General features: G+C 45.3%; 17 protein-coding genes, 1 tRNA gene, 3 rRNA genes, 1 other RNA gene and 1 other annotated feature. Of the genes, 6 read left to right on the plus strand and 16 right to left on the minus strand.

Annotated features, from left to right (window positions below; translation table 11 throughout):
* The 8 genes from ACNAZ4_RS23555 to tadA all read right to left on the minus strand — a co-directional run.
* A 16S ribosomal RNA gene (locus ACNAZ4_RS23555) occupies window positions 1-77 on the minus strand; the annotation flags it as partial.
* 514 nt (window positions 78-591) lie between these two features.
* Window positions 592-855, minus strand: a complete 264-nt coding sequence (locus ACNAZ4_RS23560; protein ID WP_415818684.1) for a pro-sigmaK processing inhibitor BofA family protein — start codon at window positions 853-855, stop codon at window positions 592-594.
* A gap of 70 nt (window positions 856-925) precedes the next feature.
* A complete protein-coding gene (locus ACNAZ4_RS23565; protein WP_415818686.1) occupies window positions 926-1,147 on the minus strand; it encodes a YaaL family protein in 222 nt (73 codons plus the stop codon).
* A gap of 35 nt (window positions 1,148-1,182) precedes the next feature.
* Entirely contained in the window at window positions 1,183-1,779 is a 597-nt protein-coding gene (gene recR, locus ACNAZ4_RS23570; protein ID WP_214705894.1) for a recombination mediator RecR, read from the minus strand.
* Between the two features lie 15 nt (window positions 1,780-1,794).
* Window positions 1,795-2,121: a YbaB/EbfC family nucleoid-associated protein gene (locus ACNAZ4_RS23575; protein ID WP_214705893.1), complete on the minus strand. Its 327-nt coding sequence runs from the start codon at window positions 2,119-2,121 to the stop codon at window positions 1,795-1,797.
* Window positions 2,122-2,139: 18 nt separating this feature from the next.
* Entirely contained in the window at window positions 2,140-3,822 is a 1,683-nt protein-coding gene (gene dnaX / locus ACNAZ4_RS23580) for a DNA polymerase III subunit gamma/tau (RefSeq protein WP_415818689.1), read from the minus strand.
* Between the two features lie 149 nt (window positions 3,823-3,971).
* An RNA gene (ffs, locus tag ACNAZ4_RS23585) (signal recognition particle sRNA large type) lies at window positions 3,972-4,236 on the minus strand.
* 79 nt (window positions 4,237-4,315) lie between these two features.
* On the minus strand, window positions 4,316-4,837 hold the full coding sequence (tadA, locus tag ACNAZ4_RS23590) for a tRNA adenosine(34) deaminase TadA (RefSeq protein ID WP_415818691.1): 522 nt from the start codon (window positions 4,835-4,837) through the stop codon (window positions 4,316-4,318).
* An 87-nt stretch (window positions 4,838-4,924) separates the two neighbouring features.
* Here tadA and ACNAZ4_RS23595 point away from each other — a divergent pair, with 87 nt between their 5' ends.
* The 4 genes from ACNAZ4_RS23595 (at window position 4,925) to ACNAZ4_RS23610 (ending at window position 8,332) form a co-directional block, all read left to right on the plus strand.
* Window positions 4,925-5,464, plus strand: a complete 540-nt coding sequence (locus ACNAZ4_RS23595; protein WP_415818693.1) for a cysteine hydrolase family protein — start codon at window positions 4,925-4,927, stop codon at window positions 5,462-5,464.
* Window positions 5,465-5,526: 62 nt separating this feature from the next.
* Window positions 5,527-6,810, plus strand: a complete 1,284-nt coding sequence (locus ACNAZ4_RS23600; protein ID WP_415818695.1) for a glycosyl hydrolase family 18 protein — start codon at window positions 5,527-5,529, stop codon at window positions 6,808-6,810.
* 215 nt (window positions 6,811-7,025) lie between these two features.
* Window positions 7,026-7,667 (plus strand): deoxynucleoside kinase, encoded by a 642-nt coding sequence (locus ACNAZ4_RS23605; RefSeq protein ID WP_415818697.1) that lies wholly within the window; start codon window positions 7,026-7,028, stop codon window positions 7,665-7,667.
* Window positions 7,664-8,332 (plus strand): deoxynucleoside kinase, encoded by a 669-nt coding sequence (locus ACNAZ4_RS23610; RefSeq protein WP_415818699.1) that lies wholly within the window; start codon window positions 7,664-7,666, stop codon window positions 8,330-8,332. Before ACNAZ4_RS23605 ends, ACNAZ4_RS23610 begins: the two co-directional genes overlap by 4 nt.
* A 253-nt stretch (window positions 8,333-8,585) precedes the next feature.
* Here ACNAZ4_RS23610 and ACNAZ4_RS23615 read toward each other — a convergent pair.
* The 6 genes from ACNAZ4_RS23615 to guaB all read right to left on the minus strand — a co-directional run bounded on the left by ACNAZ4_RS23615 (window position 8,586) and on the right by guaB (window position 15,117).
* Window positions 8,586-8,678 (minus strand) — tRNA-Ser (locus ACNAZ4_RS23615).
* A gap of 116 nt (window positions 8,679-8,794) precedes the next feature.
* On the minus strand, window positions 8,795-10,075 hold the full coding sequence (serS, locus tag ACNAZ4_RS23620) for a serine--tRNA ligase (RefSeq protein WP_415818701.1): 1,281 nt from the start codon (window positions 10,073-10,075) through the stop codon (window positions 8,795-8,797).
* Window positions 10,076-10,140: 65 nt separating this feature from the next.
* Window positions 10,141-10,357 (minus strand) — a binding site (T-box leader).
* A 52-nt stretch (window positions 10,358-10,409) separates the two neighbouring features.
* Window positions 10,410-11,000, minus strand: a complete 591-nt coding sequence (gene pdxT / locus ACNAZ4_RS23625) for a pyridoxal 5'-phosphate synthase glutaminase subunit PdxT (protein ID WP_415818711.1) — start codon at window positions 10,998-11,000, stop codon at window positions 10,410-10,412.
* Between the two features lie 11 nt (window positions 11,001-11,011).
* Window positions 11,012-11,893 carry a pyridoxal 5'-phosphate synthase lyase subunit PdxS gene (gene pdxS, locus ACNAZ4_RS23630; protein ID WP_415818703.1) on the minus strand — a complete coding sequence of 294 codons (882 nt, stop codon included), beginning with the start codon at window positions 11,891-11,893 and terminating at the stop codon, window positions 11,012-11,014.
* Window positions 11,894-12,049: 156 nt separating this feature from the next.
* Complete coding sequence (locus tag ACNAZ4_RS23635) at window positions 12,050-13,354, minus strand: serine hydrolase (protein WP_415818713.1); 1,305 nt, start codon at window positions 13,352-13,354, stop codon at window positions 12,050-12,052.
* 299 nt (window positions 13,355-13,653) lie between these two features.
* Complete coding sequence (gene guaB / locus ACNAZ4_RS23640) at window positions 13,654-15,117, minus strand: IMP dehydrogenase (RefSeq protein ID WP_415818705.1); 1,464 nt, start codon at window positions 15,115-15,117, stop codon at window positions 13,654-13,656.
* Window positions 15,118-15,228: 111 nt separating this feature from the next.
* Between guaB and ACNAZ4_RS23645 the strand changes: the two genes are divergently transcribed.
* Both ACNAZ4_RS23645 and ACNAZ4_RS23650 read left to right on the plus strand, forming a co-directional pair.
* Entirely contained in the window at window positions 15,229-16,185 is a 957-nt protein-coding gene (locus ACNAZ4_RS23645; RefSeq protein ID WP_415818707.1) for a YaaC family protein, read from the plus strand.
* Between the two features lie 116 nt (window positions 16,186-16,301).
* Entirely contained in the window at window positions 16,302-16,433 is a 132-nt protein-coding gene (locus ACNAZ4_RS23650) for a hypothetical protein (RefSeq protein WP_415818709.1), read from the plus strand.
* Between the two features lie 626 nt (window positions 16,434-17,059).
* Here ACNAZ4_RS23650 and rrf read toward each other — a convergent pair.
* Together rrf and ACNAZ4_RS23660 are read right to left on the minus strand one after the other, a co-directional pair.
* A 5S ribosomal RNA gene (gene rrf / locus ACNAZ4_RS23655) occupies window positions 17,060-17,175 on the minus strand.
* 75 nt (window positions 17,176-17,250) lie between these two features.
* Window positions 17,251-17,352, minus strand: a 23S ribosomal RNA gene (locus ACNAZ4_RS23660); the annotation flags it as partial.

Raw genomic sequence — 17,352 nt, forward strand, 5'->3', positions numbered from 1 at the left:
ATGAAGATCCGCTCGACTTGCATGTATTAGGCACGCCGCCAGCGTTCGTCCTGAGCCAGGATCAAACTCTCCAAAAAAGAGTTATGAGTTAGCTCATAAAAGTTAAAACGTTGGCTCATGTTCTATATAATAGAAGCATGATAATATTGTTTGTTGACGCTTGTTTGTTTAGTTTTCAAAGAGCAATTTTTCGGTGTCACCCGTAGGCGACTTAAATAATATACCATGCTGTCATTGTTTCGTCAACATCTTTTTTAAAGTTATTAACGGCTGCTCAACAGCAACTTTTATATATTAACAACTTCTGCTTGCCTGGTCAATAACTTTTTTACAAAAAGTTATTTTCTCATTAATTGTTGCTTTTCGTATTCATACATCATTCCGCATTCTAAAAGGTTTCGGGGCTCTTTTCGATTATGCAGCATAATCAGACATACGAAAATGAACGTGGTTTTTACTATATTGTAATAGCAATAAAGTTTATAAAAAGGTATTTGCTTTCCAATGCTAATGTAATGCCCTTTCGAGAAGAACCTCTGAAACTTACGAGAAAATTAAAACGCCGCTTCGTCTAAAAGCGGCGTTCGTTGACTATATAATCCAAGTCTGGATTGCAACCAGGGCGAATACGCCCGGGATCCCCAGCAATCCGGAGACTGCTGCGGTTGCAATGTTGATTGGCACGTAGATTCCGAAGCTGGTTCCGAAAGCGTTGAGAAAAAATAGAAAGAGGGCTCCGATCAGGATTTTCACCGTGCTCTGGCCAATCAGGCGGAGCGGCTTTGTCGGCGCACCTATTATGAGCAGCAACAGGATCAATCCACCCAGGACCGATATGACAACTATAGGATCCATACTTATCCTCCTTATTCCAATGTCTTGTACCATTTTATGTACAAGTCATTGAAATAAGACCTCATTGCATTTATTTTGTCCTGATCGTGATTTTCCTGTGCTTTGCTTCTTTAAATAGGAAGAAGTATTTCGCTTCGGTAATCTTTGCTTCCGTGATGAACTCTTCTGATGGGTCGAAGCTTCTTTCAACCAATAGCTTTTGATTATTCCGGTTCGTCTTCATGCTGTCCAGCTGTTCCAATAGTTTTTGGTCGAATTCTTTTCTTAGCCATTTCTTTTTACGAAAAAACATGACCTTCCTCCAGTAGAGTGCTTCTTATATAGAAATTAAACTTCCCGGCGGCCTTCGAGTGCTTTCGATAGTGTGACTTCATCAGCGTATTCAAGGTCCCCTCCGACAGGCAGACCATGGGCAATCCTTGTAATCTTGATTCCTGAAGGCTTCAGGAGCCTTGAAATATACATCGCCGTCGCTTCACCCTCGATATTCGGGTTTGTGGCAAGGATGACTTCCTGGACGGTTTCATCCTGCAGCCTTTTCAACAGATCAGGTATATTGATATCTTCCGGGCCAATTCCATCCATCGGGGAAATCGCTCCATGAAGCACATGATACAGACCGTTGTATTCCTTCATTTTTTCCATCGCAATGACGTCCTTGGGATCCTGGACCACGCAGACAACACTGCGGTCGCGGCGCTGGTCTTCGCAAATATAGCAAGGATCCTGGTCAGTGATATGACCGCAAACAGAGCAATACGTCAAATTGCGCTTCGCATTCACCAGGGCCTTCGCAAAATCCAATACGGTTTCTTCCTTCATGCTTAAGACGAAAAAAGCCAGACGTGCGGCCGTCTTCGGGCCGATACCTGGCAATTTCATAAAGCTGTCGATCAGCTTTGATATTGGTTCAGGATAATGCATTCTTATTTATTCCTCCTAGAACATTCCCCCAGGAAGGTTCATCCCTTTTGTGAATTGTCCCATTGTTTTGTTCGTTAATTCTTCTGCTTTTTTCAATGCATCGTTTGTTGCAGCAAGTACTAGGTCCTGAAGCATTTCGACATCGTCTGGGTCAACGACTTCCGGCTTGATTTGAACATCGACGATTTCTTTATGGCCAGTTACGATGACTGTTACCATGCCGCCGCCTGCAGTACCTTCGATTTTCTCTTCACCTAATTGAACCTGTGCTTCTTCCATTTTCTTTTGCATTTTTTGCATTTGCTTCATCATGTTTTGCATATTACCATTTCCTCGCATCATGTAAACGTACCTCCAAATTTAATCTTGTATTTGTATTAATTCATCGCCAAATAGTTTCTTGGCTTCGGCAATCAGTGGGTCTTCACTGGCAGCAGCCTGACCTTCAGATGCTCCGTCGCCTCTTTGGCTGATAAAGCTTTCCCTTATTTTAAGCCACTGTTCTTCCGGCACACCAATGACCTGCATTCTTTTGCCGGTGTAATCCAGCATCGCATCACTGACGGTTTCGGTGAACCTGGTGTTCTCCATTGCCATCTGGCAGTGAATCTCATATTTGAATTTTATCACGACCGCCTCATCAGATGCAGCAACCGGCTCGGCTTCATTCAATAACGCAGCCTGAGAACGCATTTGCTTTGCGGCCAGCATTTCGAGCAAGTCCCCCCAGCGTCCCTTGATCGCTTGAAGATTCGTCTTTGTGGCGCTCTTCAGTACTTCATTGATTTTTCCTGCCGGAGCCTGGAAACCTTTTCGGTTTGGACGCGGCGCCTTTTTGGCCGCAGCTGGTTCACTTGCTGCCGCACCCGGATTTTGCTGAAAATTCGCCAGCTTTTCTTCAAGCTGTTCAATCCTCTTCAATAAAGGTTCAACCTGTACATTGCTTGTCTGCACCTGAGCATCAAGCTGGCATAGTTTTACGATCGCGACTTCAAGGAATATGCGCGGATGGTTCGTCCAGCGCATTTCTTGCTGGGCTTTGTTCAAGACTTCAATCAAATCATATATTTGTGCGGAATCAACTTGATTGGTGAGTTCCTGGAAATCATGATCCAGCATCACTCGTTCCATCGCTTCTTCCAGTGCTGGTGCTGCCTTATACAGGAGCATGTCGCGGTAGAAGAAGATCATGTCCTCTATGAATCTTGCCGGATCCTTTCCTTGTAAAAGAAGTTCATCCAATGCTTCCAGTCCAGCAGCCGCATTTTTCTCCTGAATCGCCCTGGCCAGCTGGTTCAGAAAGTTCTGTGATACTGTTCCTGTTACGGTGAGCGCATCCTCAATCGTCACTCGATCCTGGCTGAATGAAATCGCCTGGTCCAACAGACTCAAGGCATCACGCATTCCGCCTTCTGCCGCCCTTGCAATGATTTGCAGGGCTGTATCATCGCAATCCACTCCAGATTCCTCAACAATTTGCTTCATCCTGCCAACGATGGCCTGAGCAGTGATTCTCTTGAAATCAAATCGCTGGCATCGTGAAATGATTGTGAGTGGAATCTTATGGGGCTCAGTAGTAGCGAGGATAAAGATAACATGCTTTGGAGGCTCTTCAAGTGTTTTCAGCAAGGCGTTGAACGCTCCGATGGAAAGCATATGCACTTCATCGATGATATAAACTTTATACTTCACGACGTTAGGGGCATATTTTACTTTGTCACGGATATCCCGGATTTCCTCGACACCGTTATTGGAAGCAGCGTCAATTTCAATCACATCGGGTATCGATCCATCGGTTATTCCCCGGCAGGCATCGCATTCGTTGCAAGGCTCTGTTATCGGAGCTCGTTCACAGTTAACCGCTTTTGCCAAAATTTTAGCAGCACTCGTTTTTCCCGTACCCCGCGGGCCGGAAAAAAGGTAGGCATGTGATATTTTTTGTTGAAGCAGAGCGTTTTGCAGTGTCGTTGTGACATGTTCCTGTCCGACCACATCAATGAACTGCTGTGGACGCCAGACTCTGTATAAAGCTTGGTAGGCCAATGACACCGCTCCCTTCGTTTATATTATCTTAACTATTATAACGCATATATCTTTCAATTTCACTTTTACAAGAGGAAGTTTTTAATGTATTAAACGACAAAAAACTCATCTCCATATAAGAGATGAGTTGAATGGATCATATTTAACTGCCGCGCACCTTCCGTCGACTGAATACCATAAGCGTTACTTAAGCAGTTAGCTCGGCCCAGGCAACCCTGCGGCACATGGGAGCGTCCACTTAATGCTGCTTCCTTCCGGACCTGACATGGTTCATGGATTCCCATTGCGCAGGACCCGGGCGTCAACACCACTTACTTAAGGCAGACCCTACAGTAAAACAGCCTCAGGAAGGGATTCATCCCCGCTAGAGCGGATTGCGGGTACAGGGCACCGCTACCTCCCCGACTAGCACGGCAAAATTGAAACCTTATTTAGGTGTGTCTCAAGGACACATACATAGTATACTAACTCTCCCGGGAAAAATCAATGTTTATCAGCTGTCAATTCCTGTATGATGTTCCAGCGCCTGTTTTGCCTGCTTCTTTTTCTGCTTTTTCTCTGCCCGGAGATTTCTGAAAAAATCGGACAGCAACGCTCCGCACTCCTCGTTCAACACACCTGAAACGACTTCGCTTTGATGGTTGAAACGTTCATCCTGGAGAATGTTCATGAAGGTTCCAGCACAGCCGCCTTTAGGATCTTGGGCCCCATAGACCACTTTTTTCACCCGCGAGAGCATGATCGCCCCTGCGCACATAGGACAGGGTTCCAGCGTGACATACAGGACAGCATCCTCCAGCCGCCATGTGCCAAGCTTCTTGCAGGCATCGTCAATCGCGAGGACCTCTGCATGGGCGATGGAGCTTTGCTTCGTTTCACGGAGATTATGGGCCCTGGCGATGATCTCCCCGTCCAGGACGATGACCGCACCAATCGGGACCTCCCCAATCTGGCCTGCTTTTTTTGCCTCTTCTATTGCTTCTAACATATATTGTTCATCTGGAGTATATTCCATCTTTTCCTCCATTAAGGTGTTTTATGTTTCCAACTGGTTTAATAATCCCCTGCCGGTAAAAATATAAGGGAGAAGGAGAGGATATTCATGTCAAAGACTGCCCTTTTGATCATCGATATGATCAATGACTTTAATTTCGACGCAGGGGAAGCCCTTGCAAAAAATACAGAAAAGATCATCGATCCGATTTTAACCTTAAAGAAATCTTTCAATGAAAAGGACATGCCCGTCATCTATATTAATGACCATTATAATCTATGGCAGGCTGATTTTGAAAAAATCATGGACCATTGCTCGAATGAAAAAAGCGAGGAAATCATCAAAAAAATCGCTCCTGAAAAGAACAAGGACTATTTCCTGATCAAGCCGAAGCACTCCGCTTTTTATGGAACCGCACTTCATACTTTGCTGCAGCAGCTGAAAGTTGATACCCTGGTCCTTGCAGGGATTGCCGGGAATATTTGTGTACTTTTCACTGCGAATGATGCGTATATGCGCGAATACAACCTGATCATACCAGAAGACTTCATTGCCTCTAATGATGTAAAAGACAATCAATACGCGCTGACAATGATGAAAAATGTCCTGTCTGCCGATACAAGGCCATCAAAGGAGCTTGATTTATAACATACTGCATTTTCTTCCTTCATACAATGGTTGTAGCGCTAAATTGCCAGGGAGGGAAGAAGATGCAAATCCATGTAGTACAGCAAGGACAGAATTTGACACAGATTGCTCAGGTTTACGGGTCGTCTGTTGCCGATATAACCGAGGCAAATGAACTGCCCAATCCCAATAATCTTGTCGTCGGCCAGGCGATGGTCATCCCGATTGTCGGGAGTTTCTATTTTGTCCAGCCCGGTGACAGCTTGTGGGCCATTTCCCGGAGGTTCGGAACCACTCCACAGGAACTTGCGCGGATCAACGCGATTTCGGTCGACCAGCCGCTCTCAGTCGGTTTCCGGCTCTATATACCCCAACAGCCAAAATCAAAAGCAGAATTCAATGCGTATGTAGAACCGCGTGGGAATACAGTCGCCCCTGCGCTCGAAACTGCAGCACGGGAAGCGGCACCTTATCTCACATATCTTGCGCCGTTCAGTTTCCAGGCCCTGCGTGACGGTTCTTTAAAGGAGCCGCTCTTGAACAATTTCCCGGCCATCGCCAAGGCAAACAATAATATATTGATGATGGTCATCACCAACCAGGAGAATGACCAGTTCAGCGATGAACTCGGCCGAATCCTCCTGAATGACATGGCCATACAGGATAAGTTCCTGAACAATATCGTCGCCACCGCTAAAAAATACGGATTCCGTGATATCCATTTTGATTTTGAATTCCTGCGCCCAGCAGACCGTGAAGCCTATAACACCTTCCTGCGGAAAGCTAGGGATCGTTTCAAACAGGAGGGCTGGTTCATCTCCACTGCTCTTGCTCCTAAAACGAGCGCCGCACAGACTGGTGCCTGGTACACTGCCCATGATTACAAAGCACATGGCGAAATAGTCGATTTCGTCGTCATCATGACGTATGAATGGGGTTATAGCGGCGGACCTGCCCAGGCAGTCTCCCCGATCGGCCCTGTCCGCCAGGTGTTGGAGTATGCAGCAAGTGAAATGCCTTCCCAGAAAATCATGATGGGCCAGAATCTTTATGGATATGATTGGACTCTTCCATTTGTGGAAGGATCCATCGCAAGAGCGGTCAGTCCGCAACAGGCCATCCAGATCGCAGCTGACAATAATGTCGCGATTGAGTACAACACAAAGTCCCAGGCACCGACATTCCGATATACCGCAACGGACGGAAAGCAGCATGAAGTCTGGTTTGAGGATGCCCGTTCCATCCAGGCAAAATTCGACCTGATCAAGGAACTGAACCTGAGAGGCATGAGCTATTGGAAGCTCGGACTCTCCTTTCCGCAAAACTGGCTGCTCATCCAGGAGAATTTCAATGTGGTGAAACGATAAGCCTTAATGATGAGTGGCAGTGTTAAAATTTTTTTACAAATTCCGATAATATATGACAGGCGCAGTATTTATGCGGCTGTCTTCTTTTTTGCTAAAATTGCCTCTTAATATAGCATATCCATTCCGTGCACTGGTGTGATAAAATGGACTTTGCGTGATTTAACTGACAAAAATGTAAAAAAAGATACAGATACAACGGAGAGGGAGGACATGTTGTGGAAGGAACACCTTTTATAACGGTTGAAGGACCGATTGGGATCGGCAAAACGTCACTGGCCAGAGCCATTTCAGAGCGGTTCCAATTTGCACTTTTAAAAGAAATTGTCGATGAAAATCCATTTTTGGGGAAGTTTTACGATAACATCGAAGAATGGAGTTTCCAGACAGAAATGTTTTTCCTCTGCAATCGATATAAGCAGCTTGGAGATATTAATGAACATTACCTCAGCCAAAACAAGTCTGTCGTAGCTGACTATCATATCATGAAAAACCTCATTTTCGCCCAGCGTACATTGAATGATCAGGAGTACAAAAAATATTTAGATATTTATCAAATCCTGACAAAAGATATGCCTAAACCAAATGTCATCATTTATCTTAATGCAAGCCTCGATACATTGCTGAAACGCATCAAGATGCGCGGCCGCGAAGTCGAAAAAAACATCAGTCCTTTATATCTGGAGCAATTATCTCTTGATTATGAACAAGCAATGCTTCAGTTCGAGTTAGACCATCCCGAAATCCCAGTCCTCCGATTCAGCGGCGATGACCTGGATTTCGTCAAGAATGAAGAAGACCTCCAGCTGATCATTGACCAGCTAACCGCATCATTAAGAAAAAGGAGCGTACAACCATGAATTTAAGAACGAAATATGACATCCCGGCTAATGCCGTCATCACGATTGCCGGTACAGTCGGAGTCGGCAAATCTACGATGACCAATGCGCTGGCGGATGCCCTCAGGTTCCGTACATCCTTTGAAAAGGTGGACACGAATCCATACCTTGATAAGTTTTATGCTGACTTTGAACGCTGGAGCTTCCACTTGCAGATCTATTTCCTTGCAGAGCGCTTCAAGGAACAAAAAAGGATCTTCGAATACGGCGGCGGTTTTATCCAGGACCGTTCGATCTATGAAGATACCGGCATCTTCGCAAAAATGCATTACGAAAAAGGCACAATGTCCCCGGTGGACTACGACACATATAAGAGCCTATTCGACGCAATGGTCATGACTCCGTATTTCCCGCACCCTGACCTGCTGATCTATCTGGAAGGATCGATCGACGACATTCTAGAGCGCATCAAGCTAAGAGGACGTCCGATGGAACAGCAGACCCCGATCAGTTACTGGGAAGAAATGCACGGACGTTATGAAAATTGGATCAATAACTTTAACGCATGCCCTGTCCTGCGCTTGAATATCAATGATTACGATTTGTTCAACAATCCGGAATCGATTGAACCAATCGTGGAGAAAATCGCGACACATATCAAGCAAACTCAATTATTGAAAAAATAAAACCGCCGATTTGGCGGTTTTTTTGTTTTGGAGAGGAGATTTTTCGTGCAGATGTACGGGTTCATAAGCGGAGAATTTCCGCCTATTGTATATATAGAGCGCTAATGAAGCCGAAATAAGAGGAATTCCAAATTTAAGCGGAATTTATCCGTTTAACGTTCAGTCATATAAAAAAACCCGCTACATAAGTAACGGGCTTTCTTACACAATCTCCAAATTGTTTTATGCGGTAATGCATTAATTAAAAAATTAATGGAGGAGGTAGAGGGATTCGAACCCCCGCGCGGTGTTACCCGCCTGTCGGTTTTCAAGACCGATCCCTTCAGCCGGACTTGGGTATACCTCCGAGACAAGAAATATAATATCACGTATTCAAAAACGAGTCAACACTTCTTTAAAAGTTTTTTTGGGCAGGGATGAATCCTGCCCAAATAGAAAAGCGGAAACGCCTTAAGGTGCCGATTATTCCGGAGCAATAACTTCCCTATTGCCCATGTATGGACGCAATGCTTCAGGGATGATGACACTTCCGTCAGCCTGCTGGTAGTTCTCAAGAATCGCGGCAACAGTACGGCCAATTGCAAGGCCAGATCCGTTAAGTGTATGCACATGTTCAGGCTTTGCCTTCGGCTCGCGGCGGAAGCGGATATTCGCACGTCTTGCCTGGAAGCTTTCAAAGTTACTGCAAGAAGAGATTTCCCTGTACGTACCGTAGCTTGGAATCCAGACTTCAATATCATACTTCTTCGCAGCCGTGAAGCCTAGGTCGGCAGAGCACATGCTCAATACGCGATATGGAAGGCCCAATAGCTGAAGCACTTTCTCAGCATGTCCAGTCAGCCTTTCAAGCTCCTCATAAGAATCCTCAGGCTTCACGAACTTCACTAACTCCACTTTATTAAACTGATGCTGGCGGATCAAGCCACGCGTATCGCGGCCGGCAGATCCTGCCTCAGAACGGAAACAAGCACTGTATGCCGCGTAATTCACTGGCAGTTCTTCGCCGCTCAGAATCTCATCGCGGTGCATATTCGTGACTGGGACCTCTGCTGTCGGAATCAGGAAGTAATCTTCGCTCTCGATCCGGAAGGCATCCTCTTCAAACTTCGGAAGCTGTCCTGTTCCAGTCATGCTTGCACGGTTGACCATGTACGGAGGAAGGATTTCCTTGTAGCCATGCTCATCAACATGCAGGTCAAGCATGAAACTCATCAATGCGCGCTCAAGACGTGCACCTAAACCTTTGTAAAAGACAAACCGGCTGCCAGTGACTTTGCCAGCGCGTTCAAAATCAAGGATCTTCAAATGGTCTGCGATTTCCCAGTGAGGCTTAGCTTCAAATTCAAAGTCACGGACTTCGCCCCATTTGCGGACTTCCACATTATCGTCTTCAGTTTCGCCAACCGGAACACTTTCATGCGGGATATTCGGAATGCTCAGCAACAATGTCTCAAGCTCTTCCTCGACCTCACGCAGTTGATCATCCAGAACCTTGATTTTGTCGCCCACTTCACGCATTTCCGCAATCAGGTGGTCTGCATCTTGCTTTTCACGCTTCAGCTGCGCAACTTGCTGGGATACTTCATTCCTTCTGCTCTTCAGCTGCTCCGCCTCAAGGATCAATTCCCTGCGCTTGACATCCAGGTCCTCAAACTTGCCGAAATCAGTCATGTCTTCGCCACGGTGCTGCAGCTTCTGTTTCACTTCTTCAAAATTCGCTCTCAAATACTTTACGTCTAACACTGCGAATTCCTCCTTTTTTATAAGCAGTAAAAAGCTTTGATAAAAATAAAAAACTCCCGTCCCCAAAAAGGGACGAGAGTTAACCCGCGTTGCCACCCTAGTTGAAGGCAAAAATGCCTTCCACTCATAAAATAACGGTTTTTACCGAGAGTATTTACTGGCCATTATGGCGTTCCATACTCTGCTCGAGGGCGGATTCGTTTGTTCCAGACACCGGTTCGCACCAACCACCGGTTCTCTTCGGAATGGATACAAGCTACTATTCCCTCTCATCGCTTTTACTATCGAATTTTAATTCATAATTTACTACAATTATGTTCAGCATGCAAGCAGTTTATGCAAAATTTTTACTCTTTGACTCCTCTACCATTTTCACAAAGTAGTTCATGAGCCTGAAATCATCTGTCAATTCCGGATGGAACGAACAGCCGAGGAATTGACCATCACGTGCTGCGACAATCCTGTCATTATGCTTTGCGAGCACTTCGACATTCTCGCCTGCTTCCACGATATGCGGAGCCCGGATGAATACTGCGGAAAAATTGTCAGCCACTCCGGCAATGTCAATCTCCGCTTCAAAGCTTTCACGCTGGCGCCCGAATGAGTTGCGCTCCACTTTCACATCCATGACACCGATATGCGGTTCATCATAGCCAACCAGATCATTCGCTAGCAAAATCAACCCTGCGCAAGTGCCGAACATTGGCTTGCCATCTGCAGCGAACTTTTTCAATTCGTCCATGAAGCCATACTTATCAACCAGACGGCGAATGGTCGTGCTTTCTCCGCCAGGAATGATCAGTCCGTCTACCTCTTCCAGCTGTCCGGGACGTTTAACGACAATGCCTTCTGCCCCGGAAGCCTCAATTGCCCATATATGCTCACGAACAGCCCCTTGAAGGCCTAGTACTCCAATTTTCACCATCATGATACTCCTTACCAGCCGCGATCCTGCATGCGGGCTTCAGGTGCCAGTGAGGAAATCTCCATACCCTTCATCGGGATGCCAAGGCCTTTCGAAATGTTCGCAATCAGTTCGTAATCCTGATAATGAGTCGTTGCTTCGACAATTGCCTTTGCAAACTTCGCCGGATTATCAGATTTGAAGATACCTGATCCTACAAATACTCCGTCAGCACCGAGCTGCATCATTAATGCTGCGTCAGCTGGCGTTGCTACGCCACCTGCTGCAAAGTTGACAACCGGGAGACGTCCTAGCTCCTTGATCTCCAGCAGAAGCTCATATGGCGCTCCAAGAAGCTTGGCTTCCGTCATTAATTCGTCCATGTCCATAGCGACCACCTTGCGGACCTGTGCGTTCACCTTGCGGATATGGCGCACAGCTTCAACGATGTTTCCAGTGCCAGGCTCACCCTTCGTCCGAAGCATGGATGCTCCCTCACCAATCCTTCTCGCTGCTTCGCCAAGGTCGCGGCATCCGCATACGAAAGGAACAGTATAATCCCTTTTATTCAAGTGGTATTCCTCATCCGCCGGTGTCAAAACTTCACTTTCATCAATATAATCAACGCCCATTGCCTCAAGCACACGCGCTTCAACGATGTGGCCAATCCTTGCTTTTGCCATAACGGGAATCGTGACAGCACCCATTACTTCCTCAACGATTCTCGGGTCGGCCATTCTTGCTACACCGCCAGCTGCGCGAATATCCGATGGGACACGCTCGAGTGCCATTACGGCAACCGCGCCTGCTTCTTCAGCAATTTTCGCCTGCTCTGCGTTGACAACATCCATGATGACGCCGCCCTTTTGCATTTCTGCCATACCACGTTTAACACGATCAGTACCTGTCTTCATTCTTACTCCCCCTTGTCCCTGTTAAGGGATTACTATGTAAAGCAAATACAAAATAACTGGATATTCGGACTTTTTCAGTCGGAATTACAGCTACCCCTATTGAAAATAAACAATAAAAAAGGTTTCCTGTCAAGACAGGAAACCTTTGATTATTCATTAAAACCAGCCTTTTACCGTATCAGCCACTCCGCCAAACAGGTCTCCGAAGAATCCACCGATTCCGCGCATCGCCAGCACGAACCAGTTCGCTTTTTCAACACTTTCAGCAGCAACGACAGGGACCTGTATTTCCTTATGTCCATCTTCAGTCAGGAAGCTGATCTTTTCATCTTTCTTGGACTTAACAGTCATATAGCCGACTTGTTCGCCTTTTTTAATTGGAGCAGTCAACTCGCCATCTTTGTTAAGCTTCTTTTTATCTAAAACAAGCACTGGCTCGTATTGATCTTTTTCGCCATTTCTGATTGTCATCGAGATAGCCTTTTTAGCCTGGATCTTCACGCTATCTTCCTTGCCCTTCGTTACTGGAAGAGTTTTCTTTCCTTTGATCTGGTGATTCTTTTTAACAAGCTCTTCTTCTGTAAAGTTACTGAAAGCAAAATCCAGGATCTTTCGAGTTTCTGAAAAACGGCTGTCCTTGGAGTCCGCCTTCATCACAACAGAAATGACTCTCTGCCCATTCTTCATCGCAGTAGCAGTAAAACCATACCCCGCAAAATCAGTAGATCCAGTCTTCAGGCCATCGACACCATCATATTGATAAATAAGCCCTGGAAGCATCCAGTTAAAGTTCTTGTACTCGCGGCCATCACGGAATTTCAATGCCGGGACACTTGCTGTTTCCAATACCTCCGGATAATCCTTCAGCAGACGGTAGGCAAGCTTAGCCATTGAACGTGCCGACATGACGTTCTCTTCATCAGGACTGCCTGCAGGGTGCTGTCCTAACAGATCCTTATTGTTCAAACCTGAAGAGTTTACGAATTTATAATCTTTCAAGCCTAACTCGGCCGCTTTTTTGTTCATTTTTTCAACATGGTTCTTCTCTGTTCCGGAAAGAACTTCTGCAAGTGCAACGGTCGCTGCGTTCCCAGAGTGGATCGCCATTGCTTCATACAATTCTTTTACCGTGTAATCCTCGCCCTGTGTCAGCCCGACATTCGACAGACCAGGTGCACCAGATAGCTTATGGACATACTCATTGATTTTAACCTTTTGGTCCCATTTCAGCTTCCCTTGCTTGACCGCTTCAAGTACCATATATTCTGTCATCATCTTGGACATGGATGCTACTCCAAGGACAACATCGGAATTTTTCTCATATAGTACTCTTCCAGTATCCGCATCGATCAGCATTGCTGCCTCTGCATCGATACCCAGCTGGCCCTCTGCTGCTTCAGCTTCCATTGAAAATCCTGAAAACATTGTTGTGATCGTTAAAATGAATGCTGCAAAAAACATTGAAAGCTGTTTCTGTTTACGATTCAAGACGAATTTCCCTCCATAGTTTTAAAATAATCTATAAAACTTGCATTTTTTTCTACCTCAAAAAAATCACACCCGTATAGTTTAACATAAAAAAAATAAAAAAAATAGACAGAGAATAGTCACTCTGTCTATTGTAAAATCAGGAAAAAGCAGACCTGGAACAGGATAAAAGTCTTAGTCCCAGTCTGTTTCACACTATTTAATTCGCCTTTTAACACGAACTTTGCTGCTTTCAAAACCACAGTAAAATTTGGCCTCTGGAGTTTGCTTTATTACATGGAATAGTTTGGTGCTTCTTTCGTGATCTGGACATCATGCGGATGGCTCTCTCTCAGGCCAGCCCCTGTCATCCGGATGAACTGAGCATTTTCCCTCAGTTCTTCAAGATCCGCCGTTCCGCAGTATCCCATTCCCGAACGGATTCCTCCGACAAGCTGATAAATCGTATCTGTCAGTGGTCCTTTATAAGGGATTCTTCCTTCAATTCCCTCTGGAACGAACTTCTTGTTATCTTCCTGGAAGTAACGGTCTTTTGAGCCTTTTTCCATTGCAGCCACAGAGCCCATACCCCGGTACACTTTAAAGCGCCTTCCCTGGTAGATTTCCGTTTCACCCGGGCTTTCAGTTACACCAGCCAGCAAGCTTCCAAGCATAACCGCATGTCCTCCGGCAGCAAGGGCCTTTACGATATCCCCGGAGTACTTGATGCCACCGTCAGCAATGATTGCCTTGCCATGCTTGCGTGCTTCTGTCGCACAATCATACACAGCCGTAATTTGCGGGACACCCACACCGGCTACCACACGTGTTGTACAGATCGACCCCGGACCAATGCCAACCTTGACGATATCAGCACCCGCCTCAATCAGCTCTTTTGTCGCTTCTGCAGTCGCGACATTCCCGGCAATGATGTTCAGGTCAGGATAGCTTGCGCGGATTTGACTTACAGTTTCAATGACACCCTTTGAATGGCCATGGGCAGTATCGACAACAATGACGTCCACATGCGATTTTACCAGCATCTCAACGCGTTTCATTGTATCTGCTGTGACACCGACTGCGGCTCCGCATAGTAAGCGGCCCTTGTCATCCTTCGAAGAGTTCGGGAACTCAATCACTTTTTCGATGTCTTTAATGGTGATGAGGCCTTTCAAAACGCCTTCGTCATTTACTAGTGGGAGTTTTTCAATCTTATGGCGCTGAAGGATTTGTTCGGCTTCCTCAAGAGTTGTCCCTACAGAAGCAGTCACCAATTCCGTTTTCGTCATGACTTCCTCGATTTTGATGGAGTAATCCTGGATAAAACGCATATCACGATTCGTAATGATTCCAACAAGTTTTTGCTCTTCCGCGTTGTTTACAATCGGAACACCAGAAATACGGTATTTCCCCATCAGATGCTCAGCATCATACACTTGATGTTCCGGGGTTAAAAAGAAAGGATCGGTGATGACACCACTTTCGGAGCGCTTCACCTTATCGACCTGGTCGGCCTGGGCTTCAATGGACATGTTTTTATGTATAATGCCCAGACCGCCCTGCCTTGCGATGCTGATTGCCAATTCAGCTTCTGTTACAGTATCCATTCCTGCACTGATTATCGGGATGTTCAGTCTCAATGTCTCCGTAAGGTTCACTTTGAGGCTGACATCCTTTGGCAAAACCTCAGATTTAGCCGGTACCAACAATACATCATCAAACGTTAATCCTTCTTTCACAAACTTACTTTCCCACATAGTAAATGCCCCCCTTTAAGAAAATATTATTTGTAGGTTATCAATTGGTTAAAATACTGTCAAGGACGGTGCTATTTGTTAGATTTTTCAGTTAACTTGGAGGTTTTTTACGTGTCATTTCCCTATAAAGAATGGAATAGCTATACACTCTTCTTTTCAGCCGAATATTCACAAGACTATTTGAAAAAATGTTACCGGAAACTCAATCTTGAGCAGCCTGACTTAAAGAGTTTTGAAAACTGCTATCCCTTTATGTATTATCTCGAACATGGGAAGCTTTATTATGAACAGGCAGAAAAATCGCCGCTGGCCATCCAGCCCATCCTGCTCTTCTACGGACTCGTCCATCTCATAAAAGCATGCATCCTGACAGTCGAACCAGATTATCCCGAGACTACATCCGTCCTTGCCCACGGTGTTTCGACAAGAAAACGTAAAAAGCAACAATATAGCTTCACCGATGATGAGGTGAAGTTCCAAAAGAATGGCTTGTTTTCGCTCATGGCTGAAAAGATGTTCCACATGAAACAATTGGAAGGGGAAAAGGCAACAATGGGTGACGTAATGGTACAAATCCCTGAACTCTCTGTCATCTATGCAGCATTAAGAGGGAAACAAAATTTTGAAGCGCTCCAGACTGAGCAAGATTCAGTTTACTCTCTGCCAATGTCGATTTTGGACCACTTCCATATGACGGAAAATCGGTTCAAGGAATTTTTCCAGCAGAAAACGTCCATCCCTCTGTCTTTCAATGACGAAAATGATGGCTCTATAAAATTCGAAGCAAACCTTGATGAAGTTGCTGAACCCATCCCATTGAAGTTCAATCTTGAGGAACAGCAATATGTCCTGCCCCTGAACAAAGGAGAATTGTTTTTATATCCAGAGCTCCTGTTGCATTATTTATTGCTATATAATCTTGGGATGATCGCCCGCTACGAAACAGAATGGTGGAGTGAATTGATCAAAATGATGCCGAATGAAGACTACCCTTTGATCCAGACCTTTTTGCAATCGACCATTAAAAAGGGACCTTACTTAATTTACCAGTATCTAACGCATAAGTGATAACGCGAAGGTTTGATAGTTCTTCAGTGGTTTGCAGCAGTTTCAGGAATGTTTATACAGACTGATATCGGGAATTTCATATACATGAATATTGTCATAACTGAGGAGGTTTTATTATGGATAAAAAAAAGATGATGATGACGACTGTTGCTTTAGGTACAGCATACTTGCTGAAAGATCAAAAGTCACGTGAGAAGGTCATGGGCCAGCTGCAATCACTGGGCACATCCAAGAAAAAGAAGAAATAATGATTGAAACCCTCTGACATCAGAGGGTTTTTGTTTATGCTCTTTGCGTTGGATTTGATTGACGATAATTTGATTTGCCCCCACATATTTGAATATATCGCAGGATTTTTAAAAATCGATCAAATCCAGAGATTTATCGGCCACTTTTACAAAGATATCGACCTACCTAATTTAACGGAACAATTTATAGTGCCCAGAGTTTTTTTGATGCATGACTGTCGGGGGTACTGATTCGGACAGCTTTTCCTGTTTCTCCACCAAACCTGTCTGAAGTTGCATCTACTTCGGACAGCTTTTTCTGGTTTTCCTCCAAACCTGTCTGAAGTTGCATCTACTTCGGACAGCTTTTCGTTGGTTTCCTCCAAACCTGTCTGAAGTTGCACCTAGTTCGGACAGCTTTTCCTGGTTTCCCATCAAACCTGTCTGAAGTTGACTCTAGTACAGACAACTTTTCGTTGGTTTCCTCCAAACTTGTCCGAAGTTACCTCTTCTTCTGACAGCTTTTCCTGCTTTTCCTCTAAACCTGTCCGAAGTCTATTCGATTTTTCACAGTTGCTGAACTATTTTCAGCTTCATTCATAAATCTGCACAAAAAAAAAACAGCCATTACAGCTGTTCTTTCATGTGCCCGGCGGCGTCCTACTCTCACAGGGGGAAACCCCCAACTACCATCGGCGCTGAGAAGCTTAACTTCCGTGTTCGGTATGGGAACGGGTGTGACCTTCTCGCCATCGCCACCAGACTATTTGGTTTGAGGTTTTGTACCCTCAAAACTAGATAATGTCGTAAGAAGAATACAAGAGAATCGAATGATCATTTGGTTAAGTCCTCGAACGATTAGTATCAGTCAGCTCCACACGTCACCGCGCTTCCACCTCTGACCTATCAACCTGATCATCTTTCAGGGTTCTTACTAGCT

This window comes from Mesobacillus thioparans, from assembly GCF_965138835.1.
GTDB lineage: Bacteria > Bacillota > Bacilli > Bacillales > Cytobacillaceae > Mesobacillus > Mesobacillus thioparans.

Bases quoted from the DNA above. Each gene is read 5' to 3' on its own strand.
- ACNAZ4_RS23575 (WP_214705893.1), bottom strand. From the start codon at position 2,121: ATGATGCGAGGAAATGGTAATATGCAAAACATGATGAAGCAAATGCAA.
- pdxS (WP_415818703.1), bottom strand. From the start codon at position 11,893: ATGAAGACAGGTACTGATCGTGTTAAACGTGGTATGGCAGAAATGCAA.
- recR (WP_214705894.1), bottom strand. From the start codon at position 1,779: ATGCATTATCCTGAACCAATATCAAAGCTGATCGACAGCTTTATGAAA.
- ACNAZ4_RS23560 (WP_415818684.1), bottom strand. From the start codon at position 855: ATGGATCCTATAGTTGTCATATCGGTCCTGGGTGGATTGATCCTGTTG.
- ACNAZ4_RS23595 (WP_415818693.1), top strand. From the start codon at position 4,925: ATGTCAAAGACTGCCCTTTTGATCATCGATATGATCAATGACTTTAAT.
- pdxT (WP_415818711.1), bottom strand. From the start codon at position 11,000: ATGGTGAAAATTGGAGTACTAGGCCTTCAAGGGGCTGTTCGTGAGCAT.
- ACNAZ4_RS23635 (WP_415818713.1), bottom strand. From the start codon at position 13,354: ATGTTTTTTGCAGCATTCATTTTAACGATCACAACAATGTTTTCAGGA.
- guaB (WP_415818705.1), bottom strand. From the start codon at position 15,117: ATGTGGGAAAGTAAGTTTGTGAAAGAAGGATTAACGTTTGATGATGTA.
- ACNAZ4_RS23565 (WP_415818686.1), bottom strand. From the start codon at position 1,147: ATGTTTTTTCGTAAAAAGAAATGGCTAAGAAAAGAATTCGACCAAAAA.
- ACNAZ4_RS23650 (WP_415818709.1), top strand. From the start codon at position 16,302: ATGGATAAAAAAAAGATGATGATGACGACTGTTGCTTTAGGTACAGCA.
- ACNAZ4_RS23600 (WP_415818695.1), top strand. From the start codon at position 5,527: ATGCAAATCCATGTAGTACAGCAAGGACAGAATTTGACACAGATTGCT.
- ACNAZ4_RS23610 (WP_415818699.1), top strand. From the start codon at position 7,664: ATGAATTTAAGAACGAAATATGACATCCCGGCTAATGCCGTCATCACG.
- tadA (WP_415818691.1), bottom strand. From the start codon at position 4,837: ATGGAATATACTCCAGATGAACAATATATGTTAGAAGCAATAGAAGAG.